The 18130-nt window shown below is 67.5% G+C and carries 15 protein-coding genes; 1 reads left to right on the top strand and 14 read right to left on the bottom strand.

Annotated features, from left to right (window positions below):
- Positions 1–25 precede the first annotated feature (25 nt).
- The 14 genes from nuoN to NP4_RS29740 all read right to left on the bottom strand — a co-directional run bounded on the left by nuoN (position 26) and on the right by NP4_RS29740 (position 16789).
- Positions 26–1642, bottom strand: a complete 1617-nt coding sequence (nuoN, locus tag NP4_RS29805) for an NADH-quinone oxidoreductase subunit NuoN (RefSeq protein WP_068005080.1) — start codon at positions 1640–1642, stop codon at positions 26–28.
- On the bottom strand, positions 1639–3249 hold the full coding sequence (locus NP4_RS29800) for an NADH-quinone oxidoreductase subunit M (RefSeq protein WP_068005077.1): 1611 nt from the start codon (positions 3247–3249) through the stop codon (positions 1639–1641). The genes nuoN and NP4_RS29800 overlap by 4 nt, the downstream gene beginning before the upstream one ends.
- On the bottom strand, positions 3246–5123 hold the full coding sequence (gene nuoL / locus NP4_RS29795; protein WP_068005129.1) for an NADH-quinone oxidoreductase subunit L: 1878 nt from the start codon (positions 5121–5123) through the stop codon (positions 3246–3248). Before nuoL ends, NP4_RS29800 begins: the two co-directional genes overlap by 4 nt.
- Positions 5124–5139: 16 nt before the next feature.
- The gene (gene nuoK / locus NP4_RS29790; RefSeq protein WP_019926335.1) at positions 5140–5439 is read right to left on the bottom strand and encodes an NADH-quinone oxidoreductase subunit NuoK; all 300 of its coding nucleotides are present in this window, start codon (positions 5437–5439) and stop codon (positions 5140–5142) included.
- Between the two features lie 17 nt (positions 5440–5456).
- Positions 5457–6290 carry an NADH-quinone oxidoreductase subunit J gene (locus NP4_RS29785; protein WP_068005076.1) on the bottom strand — a complete coding sequence of 278 codons (834 nt, stop codon included), beginning with the start codon at positions 6288–6290 and terminating at the stop codon, positions 5457–5459.
- Entirely contained in the window at positions 6287–8104 is a 1818-nt protein-coding gene (nuoH, locus tag NP4_RS29780; protein ID WP_068005073.1) for an NADH-quinone oxidoreductase subunit NuoH, read from the bottom strand. The genes NP4_RS29785 and nuoH overlap by 4 nt, the downstream gene beginning before the upstream one ends.
- On the bottom strand, positions 8097–10529 hold the full coding sequence (locus tag NP4_RS29775; RefSeq protein ID WP_082876337.1) for an NADH-quinone oxidoreductase subunit G: 2433 nt from the start codon (positions 10527–10529) through the stop codon (positions 8097–8099). The genes nuoH and NP4_RS29775 overlap by 8 nt, the downstream gene beginning before the upstream one ends.
- Positions 10526–11842, bottom strand: a complete 1317-nt coding sequence (nuoF, locus tag NP4_RS29770; RefSeq protein ID WP_068005070.1) for an NADH-quinone oxidoreductase subunit NuoF — start codon at positions 11840–11842, stop codon at positions 10526–10528. Before nuoF ends, NP4_RS29775 begins: the two co-directional genes overlap by 4 nt.
- Positions 11839–12609, bottom strand: coding sequence for an NADH-quinone oxidoreductase subunit NuoE (gene nuoE, locus NP4_RS29765; RefSeq protein ID WP_068005068.1), 771 nt, complete (start codon positions 12607–12609; stop codon positions 11839–11841). The genes nuoF and nuoE overlap by 4 nt, the downstream gene beginning before the upstream one ends.
- Positions 12606–13916 carry an NADH dehydrogenase (quinone) subunit D gene (gene nuoD, locus NP4_RS29760; protein ID WP_068005065.1) on the bottom strand — a complete coding sequence of 437 codons (1311 nt, stop codon included), beginning with the start codon at positions 13914–13916 and terminating at the stop codon, positions 12606–12608. The genes nuoE and nuoD overlap by 4 nt, the downstream gene beginning before the upstream one ends.
- Entirely contained in the window at positions 13916–14626 is a 711-nt protein-coding gene (locus NP4_RS29755; protein WP_068005062.1) for an NADH-quinone oxidoreductase subunit C, read from the bottom strand. Before NP4_RS29755 ends, nuoD begins: the two co-directional genes overlap by 1 nt.
- A complete protein-coding gene (locus NP4_RS29750; RefSeq protein ID WP_068005059.1) occupies positions 14623–15177 on the bottom strand; it encodes a NuoB/complex I 20 kDa subunit family protein in 555 nt (184 codons plus the stop codon). Before NP4_RS29750 ends, NP4_RS29755 begins: the two co-directional genes overlap by 4 nt.
- A 51-nt stretch (positions 15178–15228) precedes the next feature.
- Positions 15229–15609 carry an NADH-quinone oxidoreductase subunit A gene (locus NP4_RS29745; RefSeq protein WP_062511019.1) on the bottom strand — a complete coding sequence of 127 codons (381 nt, stop codon included), beginning with the start codon at positions 15607–15609 and terminating at the stop codon, positions 15229–15231.
- Positions 15610–15886: 277 nt separating this feature from the next.
- Complete coding sequence (locus tag NP4_RS29740) at positions 15887–16789, bottom strand: LysR family transcriptional regulator (protein WP_068005124.1); 903 nt, start codon at positions 16787–16789, stop codon at positions 15887–15889.
- 97 nt (positions 16790–16886) lie between these two features.
- Between NP4_RS29740 and NP4_RS29735 the strand changes: the two genes are divergently transcribed.
- Positions 16887–18098 (top strand): MFS transporter, encoded by a 1212-nt coding sequence (locus NP4_RS29735; protein ID WP_068005058.1) that lies wholly within the window; start codon positions 16887–16889, stop codon positions 18096–18098.
- Positions 18099–18130 lie beyond the last annotated feature (32 nt).

Below are 18130 nucleotides of genomic sequence, written 5' to 3'. Positions count from 1 at the left end.
CCGGGCACAATGGCTTTGGATCGGATCAGCGCACGAACACCGCGGCCCGCTCCGCGAGATCCAGCAGCGGCTGCGGCACGATGCCGAGGACCAGTGTCGCCGCCGCGCTCACCGCGATGACCGTACTGGTCACCGGCGGTCCCACGATCTGCGGTGCGTCGTCGGGTTCGTCGGTGAAGAACATCAGCACGATCACCCGGATGTAGAAGAACGCCGCGATCGCACTGGAGATCACGCCGACGATCACCAGCGAGGAGAACCCGCCGGAACTGGCCGCCGTGAACACCGCGAACTTGCTGACGAAGCCGCTGGTGAGCGGAATTCCGGCGAAGGAGAGCAGAAACAGCGCGAAAACCGTTGCCAGCCAAGGCGACCGGCGTCCCAGTCCGGCCCACGCCGCCAGCGCCGTGGCCTCCTCTCCGGACCGCGCCCGCACCAGCGTCACCACCGCGAACGCGCCGACCGTTCCCACACCGTAGGCGGCCAGATAGAACAGCACCGACGACACCCCGTCGACATTCCCGGCCGCCAGCGCGGTGAGAATGAATCCGGCATGGGCCACCGACGAATACGCCAGCATGCGCTTCACATCGGTCTGGGTGACCGCCATGACCGCGCCCACCAGCATGGTCGCGATCGCGACGGCCGCCACGATCGGCCGCCAGTCCTCGCGCAGCCCGGGCACGGCCATCTGCAGAATCCGCAGCAGCGCGCCGACCGCGGCGATCTTGGTGCCGGCGGCCATGAACGCGGTCACCGGCGTCGGCGCGCCCTGATACACATCGGGCACCCAGGACTGGAACGGTACCGCGCCGATCTTGAACAGCAACCCGACCGCCAGCATCGCCAGTCCGAGCACCGCGAGGGTTTTGGAATTGGTGTCTCGGCCCAGCGCCTCGGCTATCCCGGCGAAGCGCACGGTTCCGGCGTACCCGTACAGCAGCGCCATCCCGTAGAGGAAGAACGCCGACGAGAAAGCGCCCAGCAGAAAGTATTTCAGCGCCGACTCCTGCGAGAGCAGCCGTTGCCGCCGCGCCAGTCCACACAGCAGATACAGCGGCAGCGACAGCACCTCGAGCGCCACGAACATCGTCAGCAGATCGTTGGACGCGGGGAACAGCAGCAGTCCGCCGAGGGCGAACAGCGCCAGCGGGAAGACCTCGGTGGTGGTGACACCCGCCTTGGTCGCGGCGATCTCGTCCGGACTGCCGGGCATCGAGGCCGCCTGCGGGGTGAACGCGTCCACCGGCACCGCGCCGGCCGCGGTGGCCGCGGCCCGGCTCCAGGTGCCCGGACCCTCCCGGCGAGCCAGGCGCGGATCGATTCCGCGCTCGGCCATCAGCGCCAGGCCGAGGATCGCGGTCACCAGGATGGTGCCCTGGAGAAACAGCGTCACCCCGTCGACCGCGACCGCGTCGACGATCGCGGTGGCATTGGTTCCGGCCAGGCCGATCACCGCGGCCAGAGCGATACCGCAGCCGACGAAGCCGAGGACCAGTTGCAGCGGATAGCGCCACGACCGCGGCGCGAACGCCTCCACCAGCACGCCGATCACCGCCGCGGCGAAGACGATGAGCATCGGTGACAGCAGCCGGTATTCGATCGGTGGGGCCGGAACCGCTGCCGCGAGAACCTGATTCACTTGTGCGCACCTCCGCTGGGAGTGGCGGCCTCCGGCCGCACCGTGGGCCCGGGATCGTGTTGGCCGATGGTGGTCAGGGTGCTGGCCACCGCCGGATTGATCAGATCCAGCACCGGTTTCGGATACGCGCCCAGGAACAGCAGCGCCGCCAGCAGCGGAACCACCACGACCAGCTCGCGCGGGACCAGATCCGACAACCGCTCGTTGCCCGCCTTCACCGGGCCGGTCATCATCCGCTGATACATCCACAGCACATACAGCGCCGCCAGCACCAGGGCGCTGGTGGCGACGATCGCGGCGACCGGGTAGCGGGTGAATGTTCCGACCAGGACCAGGAATTCACTGATGAACGGCGCGAGTCCGGGCAGCGACAGCGTGGCCAGGCCCGCGATGAGGAAGGTCCCGGCCAGGACCGGCGCGACCTTCTGCACCCCGCCGAAATCGGCGATCATCCTGGTTCCGCGGCGCGACACCAGGAATCCGGCGATCAGGAACAGCGCCGCGGTGGAGATGCCGTGGTTGACCATGTAGAGCGTCGCTCCGGCCCCGCCCTGATTGGTCATGGCGAAGATGCCCAGGATGATGAAGCCGAAGTGCGAGATCGACGTGTAGGCGATCAAACGCATGACATCGGTCTGCCCGATCGCCAACAGCGCGCCGTAGACGATGCCGATCACCGCCAGCACGCTGATCAGCGGCGCGTACGTGCTTGTGGCGGAGGGGAACAGCTGCAGACAGTAGCGCAGCATGCCGAAGGTGCCGACCTTGTCCACGATCGCCATCATCAGCACCGCGCTGGCCGGGGTCGCCGATACCGCGGCATCGGGCAGCCAGGTGTGCAGCGGCCACAGCGGCGCCTTCACCGCGAAGGCGAACATGAAGCCGAGGAACAGCGCGTTCAATACCGCAGGGGCCGCACCCAATTGGCCGGAGTTCGCGGCCTGCACCACGGCCCGGAAATCGAAGGTCCCGCCGTTTCCGCCCACATGGTCGCGCGCGGTCACCACATACAGCCCGATCACCGCGGCCAGCATGATCAATCCGCCGAACAGGTTGTACAGCAGGAACTTCACCGCGGCCCGCGAGCGCTGCTGCCGATGCGCGAGATCGTCGCCGCGCGGCCCGAAACCTCCGATGAGGAAGTACATCGGGATCAGCATCACTTCGAAGAACACGTAGAACAGCAGAATGTCGAGCGAGGTGAACGAGATCAGCACCATCGCCTCGACCACCAGCGTCAGCGCCACATAGATATGCGCCACCCGCCGACCGCTGCCGACCTCGCGCTCATCGCGCCACCCGGCCAGGATCAACAGCGGCACCAGCGCCGCGGTCAGCACGACCAGCACCAGCGCGATCCCGTCGACCCCGAGGGTGTACCCCGCCCCGAAAGCCGGTATCCACTCATGGGATTCGACGAACTGATACCGCCCCCCGCCGGGTTCGAACCGCACCGCCACCACGATCCCGATCGCCAGCGTCGCGATCGAGATCACCAATCCGAGCGAGCGAGCCAGCATCCGCTGCGCCGAGGGCATCACCATCACCAGCCCGGCGCCGACCAGTGGCAACACCCACAGCGTTGTCAGCCAAGGAAACTCGTTCACAAAAGCCTCACTGCCAGCAGAGCGGCGACCACCAGGGCCGCGCCGGTGAACATGGACAGGGCGTAGGAGCGGACGAATCCGGTTTGCACGCGCCGGATTCGGGCCGACAGGCCGCCGATCAGGGCGGCCGTGGAATTGACCAGGCCGTCGATGCCGCGGTTGTCGAGGAACACCAGCGCGCGGGTCAGATACGCGCCCGGGCGCATGAAGACCGCCTCGTTGAACGCGTCGCCGTACAGATCGCGGCGGGCGGCCACGGTCAGTGCGGAAACGGTGCTCGGCGCGGTCTCGGGGACCTGCTGCAACTGGTACTGGCGCACCGCGATCCACGCGCCGATCGCGACCACGACCAGGGCGCTGATCGAGATCAGCACGGTCGAGGAGGCGCTCTCGGCGTGGGAGTCCGCGCCCACCACCGGTTCCAGCCAGTTCTTCAGCGAGGAGCCGAAGACGAACAGCCCGCCGGAGAACACCGAGCCGATCGCCAGCAGGATCATCGGGCCGGTCATGGAGGCGGGCGCCTCGTGTGGATGGGTGTCCTCGTGCCAGCGTTTCTCACCGAAGAAGGTGAGCACCATGACCCGGGTCATATAGAACGCGGTGATGCCCGCACCGAGCAGGGTGGCCGCGCCGAGGGTGAATCCTGTTGCGCCGCCGTGCCCGAACGCGGCCTCGATGATGGCGTCCTTGGAGAAGAAGCCCGCGAACGGCGGCACCCCGATGATCGCCAGATAGCCGAGTCCGAAGGTGACGAAGGTGATCGGCATGACCTTGCGCAGCGCGCCGTAGCGCCGCATATCGGTCTCGTCGTTCATCGCGTGCATGACCGAGCCCGCGCCGAGGAACAGTCCGGCCTTGAAGAAGCCGTGGGTGAGCAGATGCATGATCGCCACCGCGTAACCGGCCGGGCCGAGACCCGCCGCGAGCATCATGTAGCCGATCTGACTCATGGTCGAGGCGGCCAGCGCCTTCTTGATGTCATCCTTGGCACAACCGATCACCGCGCCGAACAGCAGCGTCACCGCGCCCACGATCAGCACTCCGGCGCGCGCGCCCGGCGCGAGATCGAAGATCGGACCCGACCGCGCGACCAGATACACACCCGCGGTGACCATCGTCGCCGCGTGGATGAGCGCCGACACCGGGGTCGGACCCTCCATCGCGTCCCCGAGCCAGGACTGCAGCGGCACCTGGGCCGATTTACCACACGCGCCCAACAGCAGCAGTAATCCGATGATCGTGAGCGTGGCCTCGCTGGCCTGCGGCGCGCCGGTGAACACCTGCGCGAAATCGACCGAGCCGAAGGTGGCGAACATGACGAACAGCGCGATCGCCAGGCCCATATCGCCGACCCGGTTGACCACGAACGCCTTCTTGGCGGCCGTTGCGGCCGAGGGCTTCTCGTACCAGAACCCGATCAGCAGATATGAAGCCAGGCCCACGCCCTCCCACCCGAGATACAGCACCAGGTAGTTGTTCGCCAGCACCAGCACGACCATGGCCGCCAGGAACAGGTTGAGGTAGGCGAAGAATCGCCGCCGCCCCGGGTCGTGGCTCATATAGCCGACCGAGTAGATATGGATGAGCGAGCCGACGCCGGTGATCAACAGCGCGAAGCACATCGACAGCTGATCCAGTTGCAGCGAGAAGTCGACCTTCAGCCCCACGACCGGAGCCCAGCTGAAGAAGTCGTAGTGATAGGCCCGATGTTCACTCGCTCGGCCCAGCATGTCGACGAACGCCCAGACCGCGACGCCGAACGAGCCCAGTGCCATCAGACATCCCAGCCAGTGTCCCCAGCGATCGCTGGTCCGGCCGAGCAGCAACAGCAGCACGGCCCCCGCGAGCGGCAGGGCCGGCAGCAGCCAGAGCATATCCGCGGTACCCACGTCAGTACTTCAGCAGGTTGGCGTCGTCGACCGAGGTCGAGCGACGGGCGCGGAAGATGGTCATGATGATGGCCAGGCCGACCACGACCTCGGCGGCGGCCACCACCATGGTGAAGAACGCGAAGACCTGTCCGTCGAGATTGTGATGTTCGCGCGCGAAGGTGACGAAGGCGAGATTGACCGCGTTGAGCATCAGTTCGATGCACATGAACACCACGATCGCGTTGCGCCGCACCAGCACACCGGCCGCGCCGATGGTGAACAGCAGCGCGGACAGATACAGATAGTTGTCCGGATTCACCGCAGAGCCTTTCTCTTTCAGCTCCGGCTCTCGCCGGATTCGCTGGCGGGGGAACCGTTGTGACCGTTGCCGACGCCGATTTCGGCGGCCTCGGTGTTGGCGCGGTTGCGGCGGTGCCGCAGGATCGTGGAGACCGACAGTTCGGCGAACGATCCGTCGGGCAGCCGGGCCGGCACGTCGACGGCGTTGTGCCGCGCGTACACGCCGGGAGTCGGTAGCGGGGTGACCTGACGGCCCTCCCGCACCCGGCGCTTGGACATTTCCTTCTGATCGGTGCGCGGGCCGAACCGTTCCCGATGGGCCAGCACCATCGCGCCGATGGTGGCGGTGATGAGCAGCGCGCCGGTGAGCTCGAAGGCCCATACGTAGCGGATGAAGATCAGATCCGCCAGCGCCGCAATCGGATCCGCAACCTCCCCACTATTTCGGCCAGCGGAGCTGGTCCCTGTTGCGGCCACGTCGTTGTCGCGCATACCGCGCGCGATCGCCGCGATAAGCAGGATGCCGAAGCCGACGCCCACCACCACGACCGCGACCCGATGGCCGCGCAGGGTTTCGCGCAGCGACTCCGAGGAATCGACGCCCACGAGCATGAGCACGAACAGGAACAGCATCATGACCGCGCCGGTGTAGACCACGATCTGCACCACACCCAGAAACAGCGCGTCCTGGGCGATGTAGAACACCGACAGCGCGATCATGGTGGCGGCCAGGCACAGCGCCGAATGCACCGCCTTGCGGGCGCACACCATGCCGAGCGCGCCCACGATCGCGATCACCGCGAGCACCCAGAACAACACCGCCTCACCGGTGGAGGTCCGGGTAACCGTCTCCGCGAGAACCGAATTCATCGCGCACCACCTTCCGCGCCCGCGGCGGCCGGTTGCGGCGCGGCCACATGGCCGGGCCCGCCGGGTACATCGACCGTGGCCTCCGGGCCGGGCACCTTCCCGAGGTAGTAGTCCTCGTCGGTCGCGCCGGGATACATCGCATGCGGCGGGGGCAGCATGCCCGAGCGCAGCGGCGCCAGCAGATCCTCCTTCTCGAAGATCAGGCTGGCCCGGTTGTTGTCGGCCATCTCGTATTCGTTGGTCATGGTCAGCGCCCGGGTCGGGCACGCCTCGATGCACAGGCCGCAGCCGATGCAGCGCAGATAGTTGATCTGATAGACCCGGCCGTAGCGCTCGCCGGGGGAGAAGCGTTCGGTCTCGGTGTTGTCCGCGCCCTCGACGTAGATGGCGTCGGCGGGGCACGCCCACGCGCACAGCTCACAGCCGATGCACTTCTCGAGTCCGTCCGGATGCCGATTCAGTTGGTGGCGACCGTGATAGCGCGGCGCGGTCGGCACCTTCTCCTCCGGATACTGCTCGGTGTTCTTCTTCTTGAACATCGTGACGAAGGTGACCCAGAATCCGCCCAGCGGTTCGAACAGGCCGGGCTTGGGGCCCTGCTTCGCCGGTTGCTCGGGCATCGGCGGCACCGGGAAGCCCGCATAAACCTGCGCCTCACCGGGTTCGACCCGAGTGTGGTCGTCGCCGCGATGTCCGGCCCGCAGCACCGCGCCGAGCAACAGCAGCGACACCACGATGCCGCCGCCGATCAGCCCGGCGGTCTGCACGTGATATCCGTTGTCCTGCAGCACCTTCAGCGCCGCGACCACCATGACCCACAGCAGCGACACCGGAATCAGCAGCTTCCAGCCCAGATTCATGAACTGGTCGTAGCGCAGGCGGGGCAGCGTGCCGCGCAGCCAGATGAAGACGAACAGGAAGATCCACACCTTGGCGGTGAACCACAGCACCGGCCACCAGCCGGAATTCGCGCCGTCCCAGAGGTTCAGCGGGAACGGCGCATGCCAGCCGCCGAAGAACAGCGTGGTCGCCAGCGCCGACACCGTGCCCATATTGATGTACTCGGCCATCATGAACATGGCGAACTTCAGCGAGGAGTACTCGGTGTGGAAGCCGCCGACCAGCTCACCCTCGGCCTCGGGCAGATCGAAGGGCGCGCGGTTGGTCTCGCCGACCATCGACACCGCGTAGATCACGAACGACGGCAGCAGTAACCACACATTCCAGGTGCCCCACTGCGCGTCGACGATGCCGGAGGTCGACATGGTCCCGGTCAGCAGGAACACCGCCGCGAAACAGGCGGCCATGGCGATCTCGTAGGAGATCACCTGCGCGGTCGACCGCAGCCCGCCCAGCAGCGGATACGTCGATCCCGAGGCCCAGCCCGCCAGCACGATGCCGTACACGCCGACCGAGGCCATCGCCAGGATGTAGAGCACGCCGACGGGCATATCGGTCAGCTGCAGCGGCGACTGCGTGCCGAACCAGGACACCGAGGGCCCGAACGGGATCACCGCGAAGGCCATGACCGCCGGAATCAGCGAAATCACCGGCGCCAGAATGTAGATCGGCTTGTCCACCATCGCGGGGACGATGTCCTCCTTGAGGAGCATCTTGACCCCGTCGGCGATGGACTGCAGATAGCCGCGCGGACCGACCCGGTTGGGACCGATCCGCATCTGCATCCAGGCGACGACCTTGCGCTCGATGAGCACCGCGAGCATCGGGATGAGCAGCAGGAATATGAAGATCAGAATCGACTTCAGTACGACCAGCCACCACGGATCGTGGCCGAACAGACTCGCATCACTCACGGTGGTCCTCCCGACGGATCCGCACGAGGTGGCCGGGGGTGGTCGCGAGCTGTTCGAACACCACCGAACCAGGGGAATTCAACGGCAGCCACACCACCCGTTCGGGCATGACGGTGACCGCCAGGGGCAGCACGATATGGCCGTGGTCGGTGCTCACCCGCACCGGATCGCCCGTGGTGGCGCCGATTTCGGCCGCGGTGTCGCGGGCCATGCGCACCACCGCCTGCCGCGCGGTCGCGGCGAGATTCGGTTCGCCGTCCTGCAGACGTCCGCGATCGAGCAGCATCCGCCAGCCCGCCAGCACGGCCGTGCCGGGCGAGGTCTGCGGCAGCGGTTCGGCCGCGCGGTCCGGCAGCGCGACCGGGGTGCCGTCCCAGACGCCGAGTTCGGCCAATTCCGTTCGCGCCGAGGCGCTGTCGGGCAGGCCGAGTCGAATGTTCATCTCGTCGGCGATGGCGTGCAGGACGCGATGGTCGGCCAGTGGCGCGGCCTCCCGGCGCACGGTCGCGTCGCGCAGCGCCGCGTCGAACGGACGCGGTCGCCCCTCCCAGGTGAGGAAGGTGCCCGACTTCTCCATCGCCGAGGCGACCGGGAAGACGACGTCGGCGAGTTCGGTGACGGCGCTGCGGCGCAGCTCCAGACTCACCACGAATCGGGCGGCGTCCACGGCCGCGAGCGCCGCGGCGGGATCGGGCAGATCCGCCACGTCGACGCCGCCGACGATCAGCGCGCCGAGGGTCGAGGCGGCCGCGAGGATCTCGGCCGTATCGCGACCGGCCTCGGCGGGCAGTTCGTCGACATTCCACAGCGCCCGAACCTGTTGGCGCGCACCCTGATCGGTGACCGGACGACCACCCGGCAGCAGTGTGGGCAGCGCACCCGCCTCGAGTGCCCCGCGTTCACCGGCCCGGCGCGGCACCCACGCCAGCGCGGCGCCGGTGGCATCGGCCAGCCGCGCGGCCGCCGACAGCGCACCCGGCGTCATGGCCAAGCGCTCACCGACCAGAATTACCGCGCCGGGCGCGCGCAACCGCTCGGCCAGGTCCGGCTGTTCGGTCGCGAGCGTGTCCAGCACCCGCGCCTCGTCGCCGGGCGCGGTCGACAGCAGTCGACCAGCCATGCGCTCGAGGCCCCGGGTGGCATAGGGCGCAATGGAATACACCGTGAGCCCGCCGCGCCGCGCCGCCTTGCGCAGGCGCAGGTAGACGATCGGCGACTCCTCCTCGGGCTCGAATCCGGCCAGCAGCACCACCGGCGCGGCCTCAAGGGCGGCGTAGTCGACGCTCGATCCGGCTCCGGCGACCCGGGCGGCCAGGAATTCGGCCTCCTCCGCCGAATGGGGCCGGGAGCGGAAGTCGATATCGTTGGTGCCCATGGCGATTCGGGCGAATTTGGCGTAGGCGTAGGCGTCCTCCATGGTGACGCGCCCGCCGACCAGTACGCCCGCGTTGCCCCGGGCCGCGGCCAGACCCTCGGCCGCCCGCGCCAATGCCTCCGACCAGGACGCCGGGGCCAGCACGCCCTCCCAGTTGCGCACCAGCGGCGTGGTGAGCCGATCGGCCTCGGTGGCGTAGGCGAAGGCCCAGCGGCCCTTGTCGCAGTTCCATTCCTCGTTGACCTGCGGATCGTCACCGGCCAAGCGCCGCAGCACCTTTCCGCGCCGGTGATCGGTGCGCTGCGCGCAGCCCGAGGCGCAGTGTTCGCACACCGCCGGGCTGGACACCAGATCGAACGGGCGGGCGCGGAAGCGGTAGGCGGTGCCGGTGAGCGCGCCGACCGGGCAGATCTGCACGGTATTGCCGGAGAAGTAGGACTCCATCGGCTCGCCGTCCGCGATGCCGACCTGTTCCAGCGCGCCGCGTTCCATCAACTCGATGAACGGATCCCCGGCCACCTGCTGCGAGAAGCGAGTGCAGCGGGCGCACAGCACGCAGCGCTCGCGATCGAGCAGCACCGCGGGCGAGAGCGGAATCGGTTTGGGATAGGTGCGTTTGACGCCCTCGAACCGGGATTCGGCGCGCCCGTTGGACATCGCCTGGTTCTGCAGCGGGCATTCGCCGCCCTTGTCGCAGACCGGGCAGTCCAGCGGATGGTTGATCAGCAGCAACTCCATCACGCCCTCTTGCGCCTTCGCGGCGGCGGGAGAGCTCAACTGAGTCCTGACGACCATGCCGTCGGTGACCGGCATCGTGCACGAGGCCACCGGTTTACGCTGACCCTCCACATCGACGATGCACTGGCGGCAGGCGCCCACCGGATCCAGCAGGGGGTGATCGCAGAAGCGCGGCACCTGGATTCCGACCAATTCGGCGGCGCGAATGATCAGCGTCCCCGCGGGGACGCTGACCGTGGTGCCGTCGATGGTGACGCTCACCAGATCCTGCGGGACCACATCGCTGGGATTGCTGCTCACGGTCCTGGTCATCGCACGCCCCCTCGGACGGAGTCGGTATCGGCCCACGCGGTGGACCGGGCGGGATCGAACGGGCAGCCGCCGCGGCGCAGATGTTCCTCGTATTCCTCGCGGAAGAACTTCAGCGAGGAGAAGATCGGGCTGGCCGCGCCGTCGCCGAGTGCGCAGAACGATTTGCCGTTGATGTTGTCGGCGATATCGAGCAGCTTGTCCAGATCCGCCTCGGTGCCGCCCCCGGCCTCCAAGCGTTCGAGCAGCTGGACCAGCCAGTAGGTGCCCTCGCGGCAGGGTGTGCATTTACCGCAGGATTCGTGGGCGTAGAACTCGGTCCAGCGCAGCACCGCCCGCACCACGCAGGTGGTGTCGTCGAAGATCTGTAAGGCCTTGGTGCCCAACATGGATCCGGCCGCGCCGACGTTCTCGTAGTCCAGCGGCACATCGAGATGTTCGGCGGTGAGGATCGGTGTGGAGGAGCCGCCCGGCGTCCAGAACTTCAGGGTATGACCCTTGCGCACCCCGCCCGCGTAACCGAGCAGCTCGCGCAGCGTGATGCCCAGGGGCGCTTCGTACTGCCCCGGTCGCGTCACGTGACCCGACAGCGAATACAGCGTGAAGCCCGGCGATTTCTCGGTGCCCAGCGACCGGAACCAGTCGACGCCGTTGGACAGGATCGCGGGCACGCTGGCAATGGATTCCACATTGTTGACCACGGTCGGGCAGGCATACAGACCCGCCACCGCGGGGAACGGCGGGCGCAGCCGGGGCTGACCGCGACGGCCCTCGAGCGAATCCAGCAGCGCGGTCTCCTCGCCGCAGATATAGGCGCCCGCGCCCGCGTGCACGATCAACTCCAGGTCGTAACCCGAACCGAGAATGTCATGGCCCAGATAGCCTGCCTCGTACGCCTCCGCGACCGCGGTCTGCAACCGCCGCAGTACCGGCAGCACCTCGCCGCGCACATAGATGAACGCGTGCGAGGCGCGAATCGCGTACGAGGCGATGATGATTCCCTCGACCAGCACATGCGGCGTGGCCAGCATGAGCGGAATATCCTTGCAGGTGCCCGGCTCCGACTCGTCGGCATTGACCACCAGGTAGTGCGGCTTGTCATCGCCCTGCGGGATGAAGCCCCACTTCATGCCGGTCGGGAATCCCGCGCCGCCGCGACCGCGCAGCCCCGCGTCCTTCACGGTGGCGATCACCTCGTCGGGATCCATCCGCAGCGCCTTGGGCAGCGCGAGATAGCCGTCGTGACGGCGATAGGTCTCCAGCGTCCAGGACTGCGGTTCGTCCCAGTAACGGGTGAGGACGGGTGCGAGAGTCATTGCGCGCCTCCGTCTTTCGATCCCATCCCCATTTCCCTGGACTCGCCACGCTTTTCGGCGAGTCCAGGGTGGTGCACAGGTTGTTCCGGCACCGCCGTACTCCGCGCGATCCGCAGGCCCGCCAGCGTCGCCTCACCCGGCTCGCCCTCGTTGGCATCGGGTCGCTGGTCCGGAAAGCCCGCCAGCACCCGCGCGGTCTCCCGGAACGTGCACAGCGGCGCGCCGCTGCGGCTGCCGGTCACCTGATCGCCGCGACGCAGCGAATTCACCAGCGCCCGAGCCGATTCCGGCGTCTGGTTGTCGAAGAACTCCCAGTTGACCATCATTACCGGCGCGTAGTCGCAGGCGGCGTTGCATTCGATGTGCTCGAGGGTGACCCGGCCGTCGGCGGTGGTCTCGCCGTGCCCGACGCCCAGATGCTCGGTCAGATCGGCCATGATCTGGTCCCCGCCCATGACCGCGCACAGCGTATTGGTGCACACGCCGACGTGATAGTCGCCGGTCGGGGTGCGCCGGTACATGGAGTAGAAGGTGGCCACCGCGGTGACCTCGGCATCGGTCAAACCCAGCTGTTCGGCGCAGAATCCGATGCCGGTGCCGGAGACGTAACCCTCCACGCCCTGCACCAGATGCAGCAGCGGCAGCAGCGCCGAGCGCGGTTGCGGATACCGCTCGATGATCTCCTTCGCCTCGAGCTGTAGCTTGTCGCGCACCTCCTGCGGATACGGAATCGGCCGGGTACCCAGCTTCAACAGGATCTCTGTCATCGATCCACACCACCCATCACCGGGTCGATGCTGGCGACCGCGGCGATGACGTCGGCGACCATGCCGCCCTCGCACATCACCGCCACCGCCTGCAGATTCGTGAACGAAGGGTCGCGATAGTGCACCCGGTACGGCCGGGTCCCGCCATCGGAGACCATATGCACACCCAGCTCGCCGCGCGGGGATTCCACGGCCGTGTACACCTGTCCGGCCGGAACTCGCATCCCCTCGGTGACCAGCTTGAAGTGGTGGATCAGCGCCTCCATCGAGGTACCCATGATCTTGCCGATGTGCTTGGGGGAGTTGCCCAGTCCGTCCGGGCCGAGCTGCAGATCGGCGGGCCAGGCGATCTTCTTGTCGTCGACCATGACCGGCCCGGGCCGCAACCGGTCCAGGCACTGTTCGACGATCTTGAGCGATTCCTTCATCTCGTTGACGCGAATCAGGTAGCGGCCGTAGGCATCACAGCCGGTATCGGTCATCACGTCGAACTCGTAGTCCTCGTAACCGCAGTAGGGCGCGGCCTTGCGCAGATCGTGCGGCAATCCGGTCGAGCGCAGACACGGACCGGTGATGCCCAGGGCCATACATCCCGCCAGATCCAGATATCCGACACCGCGCGTGCGCGCCTTCCAGATCGGATTCTCATTGAGCAGCAGCTCGAGATCGCGCAGCCGGGAAGGCATGAGCGCCAACAGCTCTCGCACCTTGCTCACGCCGTCCTCCGGCAGATCCTGGGCGAGTCCGCCCGGCCGGATGTAGGCGTGATTCATGCGCAGGCCGGTGATGAGCTCGAAGACGTCGAGCACCAGTTCGCGCTCGCGGAAGCCGAACAGCATCGGGGTGAGCGCGCCCAATTCCATACCACCGGTCGCGAGTGCGACCAGATGTGAGGAGATCCGATTGAGCTCCATGAGCATCACCCGGATCACGCTGGCGCGCTCGGGAATATCGTCGGTGATGTCGAGCAGCTTCTCCACGCTCAGGCAGTACGCCGTCTCGTTGAAGAACGGCGACAGATAGTCCATCCGGGTCACGAACGTGACGCCCTGCACCCAGTTGCGGAACTCGAGATTCTTCTCGATGCCGGTGTGCAGATACCCGATGCCGCAACGGGCTTCGGTGACCGTCTCGCCCTCGATCTCGAGCACGAGCCGCAGCACCCCGTGCGTGGAGGGGTGCTGCGGGCCCATATTCACGACGATGCGTTCCTCGGCGGCACCGCCGAGTGCGTCACGGACGTCGTCCCAGTCCTGGCCGACTACGGTGACGACTTTCTCCGGTTCCCTGGTCTCCACGTCGTTCATCAGCTGTACGCCCTCCGCTGGTCGGGCGGCGGGATGCGCGCGCCCTTGTACTCGACCGGAATTCCGCCGAGCGGATAGTCCTTGCGCTGTGGGTGTCCGCGCCAGTCGTCGGGCATGGCGATGCGGGTCAGCGCGGGATGGCCGTCGAACAGGATCCCGAAGAAGTCATAGGTTTCCCGCTCGTGCCAGTCCGCCGTCGGATATACCGAGAACAGCGAGGGGATGTGCGGGTCGGCGTCGGGCGCCGAGACCTCGAGCCGCAACCTGCGGCCGTGGGTGATCGAGTTGAGGTGGTAGACGGCATGCAGTTCGCGCCCGGTGTCGTCGGGATAGTGCACGCCGCTGACCCCGAGGCACAGTTCGAAGCGCAGCGCCTCGTCGTCGCGCAGCACCCGGGCGACCGCGAGCAGATGTTCGCGGCGGATGTGCAGCGTCAACTCGCCGCGGAACACCACGATCTTCTCCACCGACTCCGCGAAGCCGTTGTCGGGCAGCGCTTCTCGTAGCCGATCGATCAGCTCGTCGAAGTAGCCGCCGTAGGGCGGGGGAGTGCTGCCGGGCAGGCTGACATTACGGACCAGGCGCCCGTAACCGGAGGTGTCACCGGAGCCGGTGACGCCGAACATGCCGTGGCGCACCCCGATGACCTCGTCACCGGGCTGTGCGCGCTGATCGGTTTCGGCCCGCTGGGCCTGATCCGGTTCGGTCATCGCAGCAGCCCTGTCATCCGGACGGTCGGGGTCACCGCGAGGGCCGCCTCCTCGGCGGCCCGCACGGCCTCTTCGCGATCCACGCCGAGCGGCATCTCCTGGATCTTCTCGTGCAGCTTCAGGATCGCGTGCAGCAGCATCTCCGGGCGCGGCGGGCAGCCGGGCAGGTAGATGTCAACGGGCACAACGTGATCCACGCCCTGCACGATGGCGTAGTTGTTGAACATGCCGCCCGACGAGGCGCAGACGCCCATCGCCAGCACCCATTTCGGTTCGGTCATCTGGTCGTAGACCTGCCGCAGGACCGGCGCCATCTTCTGGCTGACCCGGCCCGCGACGATCATCAGATCGGCTTGGCGCGGCGATGCGCGGAACGCCTCCATGCCGAAACGCGCGAGGTCGAATCGACCCGCGCCGGTGGCCATCATCTCGATCGCGCAGCATGCCAATCCGAAGGTCGCCGGCCACAGCGACCCCTTTCGGAGATATCCGGCGAACTGCTCGACCGTGCTCAGCAGGAATCCGCTGGGCAGCTTCTCCTCGAGACCCATATTCACTTCCCCTAGTTGATATCCCGGGTCCTGGCGGCGAAGCCGTCAGGATCAGTCCCAACTCAATCCACCACGCCGCCACTCGTACGCGTAGGCCACCGAGACGTTGAAGATGAACAGCGCCATCGCGGCCAACCCGAATACACCCAGCGCATCGAAGTGGATCGCCCAGGGGTACAGGAACACGATTTCGATGTCGAAGATGATGAACAGCATCGCGGTGAGGTAGTACTTCACCGGAAAACGTTGTCCGGCGGCATTTCCGGGGCCGCCCGCCACCGCGTGGGGGGTCGGCTCGATACCGCACTCGTACGCTTCGAGTTTGGCCCGGTTGTAACGTTTCGGGCCGATGAAGGCCGCAAGGAACAGCGAAACGAGCGCGAACGCCGCAGCGACCGCGCCGAGAACGAGGGTTGGTACCTCGGTATTCACAACTGCAACCCCTCCTCGGAGAACTGGACGCGGACGGCAGCTGCCGAGGCGGGGCTGACTTCGTCGTCTGCCGGGCCAGTCTCGCCCCAGAGGCCCGCTCGACACCGGCGCGGACGAATGGGGCTGAGGACGGAAGGCGTCATGTCAACGCCCGCACTCGTGTGAGCTACGGCACAGCCTACAACCGTTCCTTCTGAATGCGTGCCGAATGCGGGCGGTCTTTGATCGAATTCAGTTCTGCGATTTATGACCGATCCGGCGTAATCGCGCCGGGTCGTCACATGACAGCACGCAGCATCCGATCGGGTACCGCGGCGAGGATGCGGGCGAATTCCTGGACGCGCATACTCTCGTGATCGCGGGCCCAGATCAGGCCGAGCTGGGAGTCCGCGACGCCGTGCACGGGAACGAAACTCACGTCGGGGCGGCGGTGGTATTCGGCGGTGGTGCGGCACAGCAGCAATCCGCCGCGTCCGGCCGCCACGGCCGCGATCGCCTCCTGCATGGTGCTGACTCGCGGGCCCGGGGGAATCGGGCGACCGTCCGGTGTGTGCGTCGGGGCCTGCGCCTCGCGCCAGTAATCCGGTGCGGTGCAGGCGATTCCGATGAGCGGATACTCCGCCAGCTCGCTGGCCGCCAGGGTCTCGCGCCGGGCGAACGGGTGCCGGGCCGGAACCACCAGCACCTGATCCCGCGGCGGCAGCAGTTGGCCCAGCACCAGATCCGGCTCGGCCACCGGCAGCAGTACCAGTGCCGCGTCGGTCTCCTGGCGGCGGACCGGGCCGAACGGGTCGGCGTAGGGTATTTCGACCAGTTCCAGCGTGACCTCGGGGAAGGTGTCGTGAAAGCTGGTGACCGCGTTGAGGATTCGCTCGTCGGCGCTACCCTGGAAGCCGATGCGCAGGACGCCGCGCCGTCCCCGGGCGGTCGCGCAGGCATTGTCCACGGCCGCGCGCAGGCCGCGATAGGCCGCGTTCAACTCCGGGTAGAGCTCCTGGCCGAGCGGGGTCAGTCGCACTCGGCGGCTGGTGCGTTCCACCAGTCGCGCGCCGATGCGCTGTTCCAGGGCGCGCAGCAACTGCGAGATCCGGCTCTGCGACACATACAGCCGCGCGGCCGCCCTCCCGAAATGCAACTCCTCGGCAACGGCGAGAAACGCCTCCAGCTCGCGCAGTTCCATCTCGGCCACGGCCCCTTCCTCGGTCGATAAGTACCACTCATAGAAGGATGAGTACTTCGCCGTTGTTCCCGCCGATGGCCGCCGGTTGGCTGGAACCATGACGAACGTTGATACCCGCACCGCTGAAATCGCAGCGCCGCGGCGACTTCCGGGCGGCGGCTGGCCCGCGGTCGGGGTGGTGGCGCTGGGCACCTTCACCGTGGTGACCTCGGAGATGTTGCCGGTGGGGCTGCTCACCCCGATCGGTGCGTCGCTGCGCATCTCGGAGGGACTGGCCGGGCTCGCGCTGACGATCACCGGACTGCTCGCGATGACCGCGCCGTTTCTGATGTCGGTTCTGGGCCGCATCGATCGGCGGCCGCTGCTGTGCGCGATGCTGCTGGTGGTCGCCGCGGGCAATGTGCTGTCCGCGCTGGCTCCGAATTTCGCCGTACTGGTTGTGGGCCGGGTGCTGATCGGTGCCGGAATGGGTGGGGTGTGGGCGGTTTCGGGCAGCCTCGGGGTTCGGCTGGTCGCGCCGGGTTCGGTGGGCCGGGCTACCTCGGTGATCTTCAGCGGTGTCGCGGTTGCCTCGGTGTTGGGCGTCCCCGCGGGTACCTTCCTGGGTGCGGCGGTGGGTTGGCGCTGGGCCTTCGGCATGGCCGCGGCGCTCGCGGTCGTGGTGATGATCGCGGCGCTGCTCGTGGTTCCGCCGCTGCGCGCCGAACGTGCGGTGTCGCTGCGCGAATTGCCCGCCCTGCTGTCCCATCCGCCGCTGCGCACCGGAATGATCGTGGTCACCCTGCTGGTGAGCGGCCACTTCGCCGCCTACACCTATATCCGCCCATTCCTCGAACAGATCACCGGCGCGGGCGCGGCCCTCGTGAGCACCCTACTGCTGAGCTACGGAACAGCCGGTGTCGCAGGCACATTCGGCTTCGGCTCGATCGCCGCCCGCACCCCCCGCCGAGCAATCCTCACCATCGGCCTCGCCCTGGCCGCCGCCGTAGCCCTCCTGGCCACCCTCGGCACGACCCTGACCCCCGCCGCAATCCTGCTCATCCTGTGGGGAATCGCCTACGGCGGCGTCTCGGTAAGCACCCAGAACTGGACCCTGGCCGCCTCCCAAGGCGCAAGAGAAGCCGCCTCAGCCATCCTCGTCGCAGTCTTCAACGGCGCAATAGCCCTGGGCGCGTTACTGGGCGGCCGAGCAGTCGACGGCCTGAACATCCGAGCATCCCTCTGGCTCGGCGTGATCCTCGCCCTATCGGCAGCGGCCGCAGCAACATTCGGCCCGAGCCCTCGACCTTCGGTCGAGGGAAAGGGGTAGGGCCGCTGGCGAGGGAAAGGGGTAGGGCCGCT

The organism is Nocardia pseudobrasiliensis NBRC 108224, assembly GCF_001613105.1.
GTDB lineage: Bacteria > Actinomycetota > Actinomycetes > Mycobacteriales > Mycobacteriaceae > Nocardia > Nocardia pseudobrasiliensis.
Note: the sequence above shows the minus strand (reverse complement) of the source record. Positions and strands in the feature narration are given on the sequence as shown.

What these genes read in the sequence shown, in the direction of transcription:
- NP4_RS29750 (WP_068005059.1), bottom strand. Translation starts at nt 15,177, where the DNA reads ATGGGTCTCGAGGAGAAGCTGCCCAGCGGATTCCTGCTGAGCACGGTC.
- nuoL (WP_068005129.1), bottom strand. Translation starts at nt 5,123, where the DNA reads ATGCTCTGGCTGCTGCCGGCCCTGCCGCTCGCGGGGGCCGTGCTGCTG.
- NP4_RS29740 (WP_068005124.1), bottom strand. Translation starts at nt 16,789, where the DNA reads ATGGAACTGCGCGAGCTGGAGGCGTTTCTCGCCGTTGCCGAGGAGTTG.
- nuoF (WP_068005070.1), bottom strand. Translation starts at nt 11,842, where the DNA reads ATGACTCTCGCACCCGTCCTCACCCGTTACTGGGACGAACCGCAGTCC.
- NP4_RS29755 (WP_068005062.1), bottom strand. Translation starts at nt 14,626, where the DNA reads ATGACCGAACCGGATCAGGCCCAGCGGGCCGAAACCGATCAGCGCGCA.
- nuoE (WP_068005068.1), bottom strand. Translation starts at nt 12,609, where the DNA reads ATGACAGAGATCCTGTTGAAGCTGGGTACCCGGCCGATTCCGTATCCG.
- NP4_RS29785 (WP_068005076.1), bottom strand. Translation starts at nt 6,290, where the DNA reads ATGAATTCGGTTCTCGCGGAGACGGTTACCCGGACCTCCACCGGTGAG.
- nuoD (WP_068005065.1), bottom strand. Translation starts at nt 13,916, where the DNA reads ATGAACGACGTGGAGACCAGGGAACCGGAGAAAGTCGTCACCGTAGTC.
- NP4_RS29735 (WP_068005058.1), top strand. Translation starts at nt 16,887, where the DNA reads ATGACGAACGTTGATACCCGCACCGCTGAAATCGCAGCGCCGCGGCGA.
- NP4_RS29775 (WP_082876337.1), bottom strand. Translation starts at nt 10,529, where the DNA reads ATGACCAGGACCGTGAGCAGCAATCCCAGCGATGTGGTCCCGCAGGAT.